This window comes from Rheinheimera sp. NSM (assembly GCF_052380015.1).
Classification (GTDB): Bacteria; Pseudomonadota; Gammaproteobacteria; order Enterobacterales; family Alteromonadaceae; genus Alishewanella.
Window position 1 is genome coordinate 129,410 of sequence record NZ_JBQTCI010000008.1, and the last position, 14,080, is coordinate 143,489.

The 14,080-nt window shown below is 55.3% G+C and carries 6 protein-coding genes; 4 read left to right on the plus strand and 2 right to left on the minus strand.

Annotation, left to right across the window (positions count from 1 at the left end; all coding sequences use genetic code 11):
* Positions 1–79: 79 nt before the first annotated feature.
* Positions 80–2,461 (minus strand): fatty acid cis/trans isomerase, encoded by a 2,382-nt coding sequence (locus tag ACTZWV_RS18385; protein WP_444787946.1) that lies wholly within the window; start codon positions 2,459–2,461, stop codon positions 80–82.
* Between the two features lie 163 nt (positions 2,462–2,624).
* Between ACTZWV_RS18385 and recC the strand changes: the two genes are divergently transcribed.
* From recC to fic, 4 genes are all read left to right on the plus strand, one after another.
* Positions 2,625–6,017 (plus strand): exodeoxyribonuclease V subunit gamma, encoded by a 3,393-nt coding sequence (recC, locus tag ACTZWV_RS18390; protein ID WP_444787947.1) that lies wholly within the window; start codon positions 2,625–2,627, stop codon positions 6,015–6,017.
* Positions 6,014–9,769 (plus strand): exodeoxyribonuclease V subunit beta, encoded by a 3,756-nt coding sequence (gene recB / locus ACTZWV_RS18395; protein ID WP_444787948.1) that lies wholly within the window; start codon positions 6,014–6,016, stop codon positions 9,767–9,769. The genes recC and recB overlap by 4 nt, the downstream gene beginning before the upstream one ends.
* Positions 9,759–11,714 carry an exodeoxyribonuclease V subunit alpha gene (gene recD, locus ACTZWV_RS18400; RefSeq protein ID WP_444787949.1) on the plus strand — a complete coding sequence of 652 codons (1,956 nt, stop codon included), beginning with the start codon at positions 9,759–9,761 and terminating at the stop codon, positions 11,712–11,714. Before recB ends, recD begins: the two co-directional genes overlap by 11 nt.
* A 157-nt stretch (positions 11,715–11,871) precedes the next feature.
* Positions 11,872–13,002 (plus strand): protein adenylyltransferase Fic, encoded by a 1,131-nt coding sequence (gene fic / locus ACTZWV_RS18405; RefSeq protein ID WP_444787950.1) that lies wholly within the window; start codon positions 11,872–11,874, stop codon positions 13,000–13,002.
* Between the two features lie 67 nt (positions 13,003–13,069).
* Here fic and ACTZWV_RS18410 read toward each other — a convergent pair whose 3' ends face one another.
* The gene (locus tag ACTZWV_RS18410; protein ID WP_444787951.1) at positions 13,070–14,017 is read right to left on the minus strand and encodes a PfkB family carbohydrate kinase; all 948 of its coding nucleotides are present in this window, start codon (positions 14,015–14,017) and stop codon (positions 13,070–13,072) included.
* Positions 14,018–14,080 lie beyond the last annotated feature (63 nt).

Here is a 14,080-nt window from a genome sequence, read left to right on the forward strand (position 1 = left end):
TAAACCGCAGTTGGCGTTGGCCGGCTGCGGTTTTTGTTATGTCAGCTGTTGGCAAAGCTTTATGACAATATCAACCAGCTTAGCGGTTCTCCAGCCGGTTGTAGTCCAGCCAGCCGCTGTCTATCGGGTGTTGGCGCATAAACTGCTGGTTAAGCTGATCACTAAAGGCCCAGAAATCGGCGGCGGTGCGCCGCACGCCGAAGTTGTCCAGCAGTTTGGCATAATCTTGCTCGTTGCTTATTTGCTGCGCCTGCGCCACCAATTTGGCTAAATCGGCTTCTTTTAGCCGCCAGAATGCATTCGGGTAACTGCCCAGCAGGCCGTACACCAGGGTCATATTGTCCTGTGTCGGGTTGCGGTTGTGTTCTTCCGCAAACAGGCTGTTAACATTGTAATGCGCACTGTTGCGGATCAAGGTAAACAGCTCTGGCGTGGCACCATTTTCCGGTTCGAGCATTATCATGGTTAATTCCGGCAAAATGGCTGCGCCGTGGCCGCTGATTTTACCCAGCTGTGCCAGCAGTGCTTTGCTGTTAGCGGCCAGCTTGCTGTTATGCAGCTGATAGCGCTGCGGTTGTACGGCAGCCAGATGCTGCTGCAATAACTGATACAGTTCAGCCTTAGGGTTGCCGGTGTTATAACTGATACCGCTTGGCTGGTGAAAGGGGTTGATATCACCTTCGATAAATTTAGTCAGCTCGGGGCCGGATTTTTGATACCAGTCGTTAAATTCACGTCGCCGCACATCCGGCGGCAGCAAGGCGAGAAAGTTAGACTCGCCTTCCATGCGTAAAAAGTCCATATACAGCCGTGTCATTAACTGGTGGCCATAGTTACCGTATACATCAAAACCGGCTACCAGCAGGTAGTGAATGCGCTCCAGCAGGGCGTAATCTATCACCCAGGCGGTTTTCGGTGGTTGGCCCTGCAGGCCTTTTACCACGGTAGCGTTATCAAAGTGGCGAAATACTGTCAGGCTGGCATTGTGGTTATTATCGTCGCCATTCCAGATACCGTCGGTGGTAAGGTGCTGGCCATCTTTTAAAGCGTTGTTCATAAAATCGCTGCGGGCACGTAAATACTTACCCTGGCGCTTGGCAAAGGCCACCCAGCTCAGCGCCCCGGCAGTGCTTTCTTTTTCGGCCGGCATACGCAAATTCTTCCGTTGTGACAAATAAAACGCTTCAACTTCAGCAGCGCCGGCCAGCTCCGGCGCAACAAAATATACCCAAAAGTGGTCGTTAATTACATTTAACGCTACCTGGCCCCGACACACCGGGCCTTTGATATAACCCATAATGGTGTTTTCGGCACGCTCCAGCATAAAGCGGTAGCGTGTATTAACCGGCAGCTGCACAAAAGCAGTAAGCGGGTTAGCAGCAACTTCAGGCTCATAGCCCGGCAATGCGTTAACCTGATAGTCGGCCTCAACAAACCATTGCTGCCATTTGGCCAGCAGGTCGGCGTTAATGTCGTAAGGCTGATGGGTTTTATTCACGATGGTGGCGTGTATCGGCTGCAGGCGATAATACACCCGGCTTACGCCCGGCTCGTCAAACGGCCGGCGGCTGGCGATAACCTCAACCGGCTTGCCGGGCGGGGTTTTTGACCGTACCAGATTATAAAACTGCGGTGTTTGGTGTTTTGCATGCAGGGCGCTGAAATACAGCTGCGAGGTAAATAAATGCTCGTAAATATAGCGTGCGCTAAGCTGCATCTTCAGGTTATCGGCGTTCAGCCATTGCTCCAGTTTAGCCACTTCAGCCAGGGCGTTGTCCGGTAGGGTTGGCGCTTTCGGCATAGCCGCGCCCTGCTTTAGCCAATCAAGTAATAAATTATGCTCTGTCGTAGTTAACCCGGGTAGGCCGTAGGGCATACCGGCATAAGGTTGGCTTTGGGCGTAGTGGTCAAACTGTTCAATGGTGGGGCAGCTTTGGCTGCGATCGAGGCTGAAATCAAACGGCTTCGGCAAAATATCGCCAGGCGGCAGCGGGTATTGCTGCTTTAGCGCCAACGAGCGCGCCAGTACCGAAGCCTGCGTATTAGCTTGCGGGCTTTGCTGGCGCTCATTTAACACCGGAAAAAAACCGCGCTCACGCCAGGCTGCGGTGCCAAAGGCATCGGTAAACAAGCGGTTGGGAGTGGCCGCCAGCAGCCGTGCGCCATCGTACACCTTTTCTTTGTGCGCGCCGCGCTCTATGCCATCGGCGGAGGCCATATTCAGCTGGCAGGGCGAGTCATAGCAGGCATGACACACCACGCAGCGGGCGTCGATAACCGGTTTAATATGCTTATTGTAATGATCGCTCAGCAGATCGTCGCCGGCAGGTACTGCACGATTGCTTACTGCGGCCTTGCCGTATTGTTTATCCAGATCCAGGCTGGCCAGGGCGGCGCAACCGGCACAAAGCAATATTAAAATAAACATCAGTGTTTTGCGTGGCTTGGCTGTTAAATCCATGTTTTCTCCGCAGTAGCTGTGCTGTCTTGCCAGCCTGATTGGCCAATACTAGTGCTAACGGCTGCCGGATGCAAAATGGCTGTGCCAGAGCGGCCGGCTGCGCATTCTCAAAGCCGGGCCGCTGTGCTAACCTGCCAGCATCTTGTTTTGCCTGAGAAAGTCCATGCCAGAGCCCGGTTTTGTTGTGATCCACGCCAATCAGCTGGAAACGCTGCGCGAGCTGTTAGTGCAGTGGCTTAGTAAACAGCCTGTGCCGGTGTTGGGCACAGAGCAAATTCTGGTGCAAAGTAACGGTATAGCGCAGTGGCTGAAGATGGCGCTGGCCGAAACCGCTAACGGCCACCCCGGCATTGCCGCCGGCTTAAAAGTGGAGCTGCCAAACCAGTTTGTCTGGCAGTTGTACCGCGCTGTATTGGGCGACAGCATTCCAACCAGCCTGCCGTACGATAAAATCAATTTAAGCTGGCGTTTGCTCGGCTTACTGCCGCAGCTCACCGGGGCGGTGTATCAGCCATTACAACGCTATTTACAGGACGATAGCGATGGCCGTAAAAGCTATCAGCTGGCGCTGCGGCTGGCCGATTTGTTCGATCAATATCAGGTGTACCGCGCCGACTGGCTGCAAAGCTGGCGCAGTGGCAGCAACATGTTACCCAACAGCAAAAAACAGCAGGTGCCGGACGATCAGTTGTGGCAACCGGCACTGTGGCGTTTACTGCAAAGCCGTTTAGAGACCGTGGTGGGGGAGCTGGCGTTTTCCAGCCGTGCCGATGTGCATACCATGGCGTTAACCGCGCTGCAGCAGGGTAAACTGCAACGGCCGGATCTGCTGCCCGATCGCATAGTAGTGTTTGGCGTGTCGTCACTGCCGCAGCAAACGGTAGAGCTGCTGGCCGCACTGGGTGCGCAGCGCCAGGTACTGCTGACCGTACTTAACCCGTGCCGGCATTTTTGGGGCGATATTACCGCAGCTAAAGATGAGATCCGCGCCGCACAACAACGGCATGGCCGCAAACCGGGCTTACCGCCGGTGCTGGATACCGATGCTTTGTATTTACATGCGCCGGTGCTGCTGGCCAGTTTAGGTAAGCAGGGGCGCGACTATATCAGCCTGCTGGATGGCTTTGATCAAAGTAGCCGGTATCAGCACTGGTTTAACGGCCGTATCGATTTATTTTCCGACCCGGTTGACGATATCAGCCAGCTGCCGTTATTAGCCCAGTTGCAGCAGGATATTCTTGAGCTTAACCCAACGCCCCAGCCGCCGCGGCAACTGGCCGATGGCGACAGCAGCATCAGCTTTCATATCGCCCACAGCCGCCAGCGTGAAGTGGAAATTCTGCAGGATAACCTGATCGCCGCCTTTGCGGCTGACCCGGCGCTGAAGCCGCGCGATGTGATTATTATGACGCCGGATATCAGCCTGTATCAAAGCCATGTGCATGCGGTGTTTGGCCGGCTGGCGCAGGACGATGCGCGCTTTTTGCCTTACACCTTAGCAGACCAGAGCCTGCGCGGCAGCCAGCCACTGATGCTGGCGCTGGAATACCTGCTGGATTTACCCGGCCAGCGCTTTAGCCTAAGCGAAGTGTGCGATTTACTCGATGTGCCGGCAATACAGCGCCGCTTTGGCATTAACAGCGAGGCGTTGCCGCAGTTGCGGCTGTGGCTGACCGAAGCCGGAGTGCGCTGGGGGCTGGATGCACAGCAGCGCGCCAGTCTGGATTTAGCCGCGCCCGGCGACAGTTACAGCTGGATGTTTGCCATTGAACGCATGTTGCTCGGTTTTGCCATCGGCGAGGTGCCGCTGTGGCAGGGCCGCGCGCCCTATGCTGAAGTCGCCGGTCTGGCCGCGGCGGAGCTTGGCCCGCTGCTGCAGTTTATCCAGCAACTGAAACGCTGGCATTTGCTGTTAACCGGGCACAGCGCACGTGATCTGGCCGACTGGCAGCAACTGCTGTTAAGTGATAACGGCCTGCTACACAGCTTATTTGATTTTAGCGACGAGCAGGACCAGCTGATTTACGCCCGCTTAAGCCAGGGCCTGGCGCAGTTAGTCAGCGCAGCGCACAGCGGCGATTTTAACGGCAAGGTGCAGCTGGCAGTGCTGCGTGATGCCTGGCTGGAGCAAGCCGGCAGCAGTGGTTTAAGCCAGCGCTTTTTTGCCGGCAGCTTAACCTTTTCTACCTTAATGCCAATGCGCGCCATACCCTTTAAACGCATTTACCTGCTGGGGCTGAACGACGGTGACTACCCGCGCTCACGCATGCGCGATGACTTTGACCTGATGGCCGGTGACTACCGGCCGGGCGATCGTTCGCGGCGTGACGATGACCGCTACCTGTTTTTAGAAGCGCTGCTAAGTGCGCGCGATGCATTGTATTTAAGCTGGGTTGGCCGCGATATCCGCAATAACAGCGAGCTACCACCCAGCGTATTGCTAAGCCAGTTGCTGGATCTGCTTGATAGCGGCTGGCAGCATAGGTCCGGCGATAAACCTTCAAAGGCTTTGTGTCACAGCTACCCGTTGCAGCCGTTTTCGCGGCAGTATTTTAACGGCAACTACGCCACCTATGCCCATGAATGGCAGGCAGCGCATGAAGCCATGCCGGCAATCGTTGCCAACAGCAGCGTGCAATCGGAGCTGCCATTACTGACCTTACGCCTGCTGGATGATTTTCTCGCCAACCCGTGCCGGCATTATTTACAACAGCGCTTTAAAACCCGCTTTTACCAAAGCGAACTGGCCAGCGAGGATGCCGAACCCTTTGTGTTAAATGCACTGGAGTTGTATCAGTTAAAACAGCAGTTGCTGGAACAACTGTTAGCAGAGCCGCAGCTGGATGTCGATGCGGCTATGGCGCAGTTGGCGCGCGAGGCCAAATTGCCACTGGCATTGTTCGGCAGCTTAACCGGCGCCCAGATTGGCCGCGAAGCTAATGTAGTGTTTGCCCGTTACCGTGCAGCCGGTATCGACTGGCAGCGCCGCGCTACGCCACTGCTACTGGAGCTGAACCCTGCCGGTATAGCGCTGCATGACAGCCTGACCAATGTCTATCAAAGTCCGGCCGGTCAGTTGGCACTGTTGCAACTCAGGCCCACCGCCATCCGCAATAAAGGCGAGCTGCGCTGGCATACGCTGCGTACCGCCTGGCTGCAGCAACTGGCGGCCAATGCCGGCGGCGAAGCGCTAAGTACTTATCAATATGGTCTGGATGATGCCGTGCAGTTATTACCGCAGCAGCAACGCATTGCAACTGCACAGCTGGACGCCTTAGTACAGTACTGGCAGCAGGGCCTTACGCAGCCGTTGCCGCTGCTGCCGAAAACGGCGCTGTGTTTTGTGCAAACGCAGGATGAAGCCAAATGCCGCGAGCTGTTTGAAGGTGGCTATAACTTTGCCGGTGAGATAGACACTGCGCCGGAGCTGCAGCGTTATTACCCCGATTTTGCCAGTTTATTGCAGGCCGGTTTTGCCGACTGGGCGCAAAAGCTATATGGCCCGCTGCTGCAAACCCCGCTGGCAGAACAGGCTAACCAGGAGGCTGATGCATGAGTGATGTACAAGCCTTAGACGCGCTAAGCTTCCCGCTGCATGGCAGCCGCTTAATTGAAGCCAGCGCCGGTACCGGCAAAACCTATACTCTGGCGGCGCTGTATTTACGTTTGGTGCTGGGCCACGGTGCTGCACCAGATAGCGATAGCACTGCGTCAGGCACAGGCTTTAGCCGGCCGTTATTACCACCGGAAATCTTAGTGGTAACCTTTACCCGTGCTGCCACGGCCGAGCTGCGCGATCGTATCCGCGCCCGGCTGGTTGAAGCGGCAACGGCTTTTCGTCTGGGCCAGAGCGACGATGAATTTTTATGCCGCTTACTGGCTGACACGCCACCAGAGCAATTTACCGCCTGCGCCGCCCAGTTAAGCAATGCGGCCGAGTGGATGGACGAAGCGGCAATCTTTACCATTCATGGCTGGTGTCAGCGCATGTTGGCCGAGCATGCCTTTGACTCCGGCATGCGCTTTGGTGAGGCGCTGAGCGATGATAATCAGCAGCTGTTGCATATGCTGGCCTGTGATTACTGGCGTCGTTTTCTATACCCGCTGGCTGACGCTAATGTGCTGCAGGCACTGGGCGCCATTGCCAAAACCCCGGAAACCCTGCTTAGCGACGTACGGCCCTGGTTGCAGGCCGATGCGGTAAACCTGCGTTTTAATGCCGCCGGCCTGCCGTTGCCAGAGGCATTAAGCCCGGCCGAGGCCGCCGCGCCCTTGCTGCAATGGCAAACTGAGCTCGATAGTCACTGCCGGCAGCTGCAACAGGCGTTAACAGCCGATGCCTTGATGTTGCTGGATGATGCCTACGCCAACGGCTGGTTAAATGGCACTAAATACCGTGCGGCCAGCTGGCCGGCCGAGCGGCAATGGTGGCAGGCGATATTAGCCCAGCCGCAGCTGCTGAACAGCCGCGAGGCCGATTTTGCTGCCATGGTGCAAAAATTCAGTAGCGATAAACTGGCGGCAGCACAAAAGAAAGGCCAGCCGCTGGTCAGCCATGCGTTATTTGATTTATTTAACCACAGCACGGCGCTGTTAGCGGCCAAACCGGAGCTGGCACTGGCAGTGCGCCACCACGCGGCGCTGTGGTTAGCCGAAGAGTTTGCCAAACAGAAGCGCCAGCGCGCAGAGCTGGATTTTAATGATCTATTGCTGCAGCTGCATCAGGCGCTGCAGGGCGAGGGTGGTGCAGTATTGGCTGCCCGCATTCGGGCTCAGTATCCGCTGGCGATGGTCGATGAGTTTCAGGATACCGATCCGCTGCAATTTGCCATTTTTCGCGCCATTTACCCCGATGTGCAAAGCCGCGATACCGGGCTGATTATGGTTGGCGATCCCAAGCAAGCGATCTACAGCTTTCGCGGCGCCGACTTACACACTTACCTTAGCGCCCGCAGTTTAACCGCTGGCCGCCATTACAGCCTGGGCACTAACTTTCGCTCTACCACGGCGCTGGTCGACGGCGTCAACCAGTTGTTTGCCCGGGCGGAGCAGCAGCAGGGCGCCTTTGGTTTTGGCAATAGCGAGACTACGCCGTTGCCGTTTTTGCCGGTTAAGGCTAAGGGTAAAGCGCAGCAATTAGTGCTGGCTGACACTGTGCTGCCGGCAGTGAATTACTACCTGCCGGACACCGATGCCGCGCAGCTGAAAAAAGGCGCTTATCAGGCGCTGATGGCACAGGCCTGTGCTGATGAGATTGCCAATTTACTGCAGCAGGCCAAAGCCGGTAAGGCAGGTTTTAGCCGCGCCGATGGCTTTAGCAGCGCTGATGGCTTTGGTAGCGCTGATGGCTCTGGCAGCGACGAGAGCTTTAGCGCGCTGCAGCCGGCCGATATTGCCATACTGGTACGCGACAGAAATGAAGCGGCGCTGGTAAGGCGCGAGCTAAGTGCGCGCAATGTGCGCTCGGTATATTTATCGGATAACGAATCGATTTTCCAAACTATCGAGGCCAGCGCAGTGCTCTGCTGGCTGCGTGCCTGCCAGCAGCCGGAAGACGAAAACCTGCTGCGCGCGGCGCTGGCGCTGCCGTTATCCGGCAACAGCGATGCCCAGTTACAGCTGTGGCTGAATGACGAACAGGCCTGGGAGCAACTGACCGAACAAGTACGCGAGTTTCGCCAGATCTGGCGCTTTAAAGGCGTATTGGCGATGCTAAGCAGCTGGCTGCATTACTTTGCGTTGCCGGCGAAATGGTTGTCGCAAGCGCAGGGCGAGCGGCGCTTAACCAATGTGCTGCATTTAGCCGAGCTGCTGCAAAGCGAAAGCCAGCAACGCGACGGCGAAAGCGGCCTGGTGCGCTGGCTGGCCGAGCAACTGGAGAGCCCGACCAGCAGCGATGAACAGCAACTGCGGCTGGAGAGCGATCAGCAGCTGGTGCAGGTGGTCACTATTCATAAAAGTAAGGGCCTGCAATATAACCTGGTGTTTCTGCCCTTTATCTGCGGCTTTAAAAATGTCAAAAAAGGCCAGCCGCAGCGCTATTTTAACGGCACTCAAATGGTGCTGGATTTAACCCCGGACGATACCGCACTGGCACAGGCTGAGCGCGAGCGGCTGCTGGAAGATATCCGCTTATTGTATGTGGCGCTAACGCGGCCGGTATATGCCTGCTGGCTGGGCTTAGCGCTGTTTAGCGAAGGTGCGGCGAAAAAAAGCAAGCTGTCACAAAGTGCTGTCGGTTATCTGCTTGGCATCGCTGATGAGCCGACGCCGGCGGACTTACAGCAGGCGCTGGCAGCATTGCCGTGGCAGCACACACCGCTACCGCAGTTTTGTAAGTTCACGCCAGATGCTCAGTTAACACAGCTTACGGCGGCACTTAAGCTTAATGCGCCGTTAAAGCGCGAGCATTGGTGGATAGCCAGCTATTCGGCACTGCGCAGCGGTAATAAGCCGGACACTGTGGCAGCGACGGCGGCGATTACAACGGCATTGGCAGCAGACACCGCGCTGGATGCACTGCTGCAGGAAGAAGCCATTGAACTGGCCGCCTACAGCGAGCAGCAGCTATCGATACACGATTTTCCGCGCGGTGCTGTGCCCGGCACCTTTTTGCACCAATTGCTGGAAGATGCGCAGCAGCAGGGCTTTGCCCAGTGCGATGACGCTTTTATTGCACAGCTGCTGCAGCGCAGTTTAAGCCAGCATAACTGGCTAAGCTGGCAACCGGTGCTGCACAGCTGGCTGACACAGATGTTGCAGCTGCCGTTGTCTGGTGTGCAACTGGCGCTGAACCAGTTAACACAGGTAAAAGCCGAGTTGGAGTTCTGGTTGCAAAGCTGCGCCGTCAATGTACTGCAGCTTGATGCGCTGATAACCCGCGCCGTACTGCCCGGCTTGCCACGGCCGGCCTTGCTGCCCGATACCCTAAACGGCATGTTAAAAGGTTTTATCGACTTAACCCTGCAAGGTAGTGATGGCCGCTATTGGGTGCTGGATTATAAATCGAACTGGCTGGGCGAGCAGAGCAGCAGCTATAGCGAAGACAGTATGCAACAGGTGCTGCTGGACAAGCGCTACGATGTGCAGGCGGCGCTGTATATGCTGGCACTGCACCGGTTGTTAAAGCTGCGCCAGCCCGGCTATATGCAGGCGCCAGAGCAATATATTGGCGGCGCACTGTACTGGTTTATCCGCGCGCCACAGCAGGGCCAGTTGCTGCTTAATGCCGATATTGCGCTGCTGCTGCAATTAGATGCCTTATTTGCCGGTGAGCCGGTAGCGCCGGAGACTGATTATGCAATTTGATTTATTCAGCACAACACCAGGCAGCACGAACAGCGCCCTGACAGAATTAAGCCAGATGCAAGCGTTGTTGCAGCGCTGGACCGAGCGGCGCTGGCTGCGCGCTTTAGATGCGCAGTTACCGCAAACCCTGCATCAGCTCGCTGCCGAGCCCAACCCACTGGTATGGCTGCTTAGTGCCTTGTTGTGTCATCAGTATGGCCGCGGCCACAGCTGTATTTTATTGCAGGATTTACTCAGCGACCCGGACGGCCTGCTGAGCCTGCCACCACAAAACCAGTTTTTGCAACGCTTTAGTGACAGGCCCTCTGCCATGTTGCAGGGCTTAACGCTGCAGGATTACCGCAGCGCGCTGGCGCAAAGCGCCTGGCTGCAAGGTGAGGCCGGCGCGCCGCTGGTGCTGGCCGACGAGCGCTTGTATTTAAACCGGCTGTATCAGGCCGAGCAGCAGGTAAAGCAGCAGATAAACCGCCGCGTCAGCACAGTGTTGCCGCTGCCGGCGACTGTTACAGCGCAACTGGAGGCGTTATTCCCGCCAGCCGCGCCAACCTCAGCAACAGTGCCAACTGGGCCAACTGGGCCAACTGAGCCGGACTGGCAAAAGCTGGCTTGCGCTATGGCGCTGCAGCGGCGCTTTGCCATTATTACCGGCGGCCCGGGTACCGGCAAAACCACCACAGTAGTAAAACTGCTGGTGTTGTTGCAACAAGCTGCAGCGCATAAATTGACTATTAAATTAGCTGCGCCAACCGGTAAGGCGGCAGTGCGGCTAACTGAATCGATTAGCGGCGCGCGGGCTAAGCTTTCTGAACAACTATCGCCGCAGCAGATGGAGCGTATTCCTACCGAAGTTACCACCTTGCACCGCTTGCTCGGCGCCGTGCCAAACCGGCGCAGTTTTAAGCATAACCAGCAAAACCTACTGCAACTGGATGTGCTGGTGGTCGATGAAGCCTCGATGGTCGATTTGGAAATGATGGCGGCGCTGCTGGCGGCCTTGCCGGAGCGGGCACAACTGGTGCTGCTGGGCGATAAAGATCAGTTATCCTCAGTAGAAGCCGGCTCGGTACTGGGTGATTTATGCCGTGGCGCGGATCTGGGCGGCTACCGCAGCGATACCCTGGCGCTGCTTACGCCCTTTACTGCATTGCCTCTGGCACAATGGCAGGGTAACGGCACTGTGCTAAACCAGGCAACGGTCATGCTGCGCCACAGCCACCGCTTTGATAGCAAATCCGGCATTGGCCAGCTGGCAGCTGCAGTAAACCGCGGTGATATTCAGGCGCCTGCGCTATTTAGCCAGTTTGACGATATTACGCTATTAGCCGGCAATTCGCCGGAAGTCTTAAAAGCCACCGTGGTGGCCGGCTACCGCCAGTATCTGCAGCTGATGCAACAGCCGCTAACAGAGCGTGAGCAATGGGCCGGCGCTGTGCTGGGCTGTTATAGCCGCTTTCAGCTGCTATGCGCACTGCGTAGCGGGGACTGGGGCGTGGAAGGGTTAAACCAGCAAATCAGCCAGTGGCTAAGCAGCGCTGGTTTAATTGATGCGCGCCAGCTCTGGTACGCCGGCCGGCCGGTAATGATGCAGCGCAATAATTACAGCTTAGGTTTAATGAACGGCGATATTGGCATTACGCTTATTGATCCGCAAAACGGCCAGTTACGGGTGGTGTTTCAGCTGGCTGACGGCAGCTTAAAGTGGGTATTGCCCAGCCGCTTAAGCGAGGTAGAAACCGCCTTTGCCATCACAGTGCATAAATCGCAGGGCTCGGAATTTAACCACTGCTGCTTAGTGCTGCCTGCGGATAACAGCCCGCTACTTAGCCGTGAGCTGCTGTACACCGGTATAACCCGGGCCAAGCAGCAATTTAGCCTGCTGTGCGCCAACCCGGCGTTGCTGCAGCAAGCCATAGCCAGGCGCGTCGCGCGCAGCAGCGGTTTGTAGTATGCAAATCAGCGACGGTAATCGAGTTTTGAACGTTTAGATTTGCGCTGGCACAGTTAAATAGTCAAGCTGCTGATGTGTCGAAAAATGCAGAAAGTATCGACATAAAATCTTGTTATGTCGATAGTCTCGACATAAACTGCAAGATATACAATATATGTCGAAATTTACCGGGTATTTAAACATGACTTGGAAAGCCGATCAGCCACATAACCACTTGCCTCTTTTACCTCCTGCAGTTGGGCTTATGGAAACCAAGGTGGTGTTAAAGGCATGTATTCCTGCCCGTGCTGCGCTTGCTGAATTAAAACAGGCAGGAGCACTGTTACCAAACCAAGGTATGTTAATCAACTTACTCCCTCTGCTGGAAGCAAAAGACAGTTCTGAAATTGAAAATATCGTTACCACCACTGACCGGCTGTTTCAGTATGCACAAGAGGACGCAGGGGCTGATCTGGCAACTAAGGAAGCTCTGCGCTACAGAACTGCGCTGTATCAGGGCTATATTCAGCTTAAAAACAAACCTTTATGCAGCGCCACCGCTATTGAAGTATGCAGTACTCTAAAGCACAGTCAGATGGATATTCGCAAAATGCCGGGCACTGTTATTGCTAACCAAGCCACGGGCGAGATTATCTATACGCCACCAGCCGGGGAGAATACCATTCGTGATCTACTCAAGAATTGGGAGCAGTTTTTACATGCAGAGGACGATATTGATCCTCTGATCAAGATGGCTGTTAGTCATTATCAGTTTGAAGCCATTCACCCATTTTATGACGGCAATGGCCGAACCGGACGCATTTTAAACGTCTTATATTTGCTACAACAAAACTTGCTGACATTACCGATTTTATATTTAAGCCGTTACATTGTGCAGAATAAGCAGGATTACTACCGGCTGCTGAACCAGGTAACAAGTGAACAAAACTGGGAAGAATGGCTGCTCTTTATGTTGCGGGGGGTAGAGCAAACGGCGATTTGGACTTGCGGTAAAATCGCTGCTGTTAAAATTCTGATTGAACTGACTACAAGCTATATTCGGCAGCAGTTGCCTAAAATTTACAGTTATGAGCTCGTGCAACTGATTTTTGAGCAACCGTACTGTCGTATCAGTACGTTGGTCGACAGCGGAATTGCACGGCGACAAACAGCGTCAGTTTATTTAAAGCAGTTAGTCGAAGTGGGTGTGCTGAAAGAGCTTTCCGCAGGTAAGGAAAAATTGTTCGTACATCCAAAGCTAATGCAGCTTATGACTCAGGACACTAATGACATTAGTCCATATTAACTGAGGGTATAACTGTCGGCATGGCAGCAGAATATATCGGTATTGCCATACACGGGCTCTGACCTTGCTATTGCTGCGCGGTTTGTAACTGCACTAACGCTGCTGCAAGTTCAGCGCTATTGGGTGGGTTACAACCCTGGCGGGCGATATTTAAACTGGCGGCCAGCATGGCTTGCTGCAGGCACTGCGTTAGTTGTGCGGCGCTAATTTGTTCTGCCGTCGGCAGGCCCAGCTGTAACAGTGCGGCCAGTAAATTGGCCCAAAAGGTGTCGCCGGCGCCGACGGTATCGACAAAGGGCGCGGCCGGAATTACTGCCAGGCTGATTTGGTGCTGCTGCCAGTACAGGGTAGCGCCTTTATCGCCTTCGGTTAACGCTATCAGTGCAGTTGGCGCAGTGGCCCGCAGGGCGGCAAGGGCAGCGCTGGTGCTAAGCTGTGGATATAACAGCTGTAAATCTTCATCACTGGCTTTAATAAACTGGCTTAGCGCGGTGACTTCAGTTAAAAAGCTGCGGTAGGTGCTAACGTCTGATACGGCATTTAGCCGCACATTAATATCAACGCTGATTAAAATCTGCTTTGCTGCAGCTGCCTGCAATACTGCGCGGATACGCGGCGCGTCTTGTGGCTCCAGCGCCAACGACCCCAGGTGTAACAGCTTGCAGTCGCTGGCCAGTGCGGCAATTTGCTGCTCTGCACTGACAGCGCGGTCGGCAATGCCGCTGCGGTATAAGCTGTACTGTGGTTGCTGCTGTGCATCAACACTAACCATAGCCAGCGACGATGGCGCAGGGCTGAAAAACGGCAAGCCGTAGCGGGCGCCGTTGTCGGCCAGATAGCGGGCAAACTGTTGGCCAAAATGGTCTTGCGATAACGGCGATAAATAACAGACATCGATACCCCGGCGTGCTGCGCCTATCACCACGTTAAACGGGGAGCCGCCCAAACAGGGCCGGTACAGGTCGTGCTCAGCCGGCATTATATCGACTACATTTTCTCCAATTACTGCAAGCATAGGGTAATCCTGTTATGTTAGGTCGGCGCGTGCTGTGTTACACAGCCGCTATTAAAAAGCCTC

Excerpts from the sequence above, each read along its gene's own strand:
- ACTZWV_RS18385 (WP_444787946.1), bottom strand. The coding sequence starts at position 2,461 with ATGGATTTAACAGCCAAGCCACGCAAAACACTGATGTTTATTTTAATA.
- recC (WP_444787947.1), top strand. The coding sequence starts at position 2,625 with ATGCCAGAGCCCGGTTTTGTTGTGATCCACGCCAATCAGCTGGAAACG.
- recB (WP_444787948.1), top strand. The coding sequence starts at position 6,014 with ATGAGTGATGTACAAGCCTTAGACGCGCTAAGCTTCCCGCTGCATGGC.
- recD (WP_444787949.1), top strand. The coding sequence starts at position 9,759 with ATGCAATTTGATTTATTCAGCACAACACCAGGCAGCACGAACAGCGCC.
- fic (WP_444787950.1), top strand. The coding sequence starts at position 11,872 with ATGTCGAAATTTACCGGGTATTTAAACATGACTTGGAAAGCCGATCAG.
- ACTZWV_RS18410 (WP_444787951.1), bottom strand. The coding sequence starts at position 14,017 with ATGCTTGCAGTAATTGGAGAAAATGTAGTCGATATAATGCCGGCTGAG.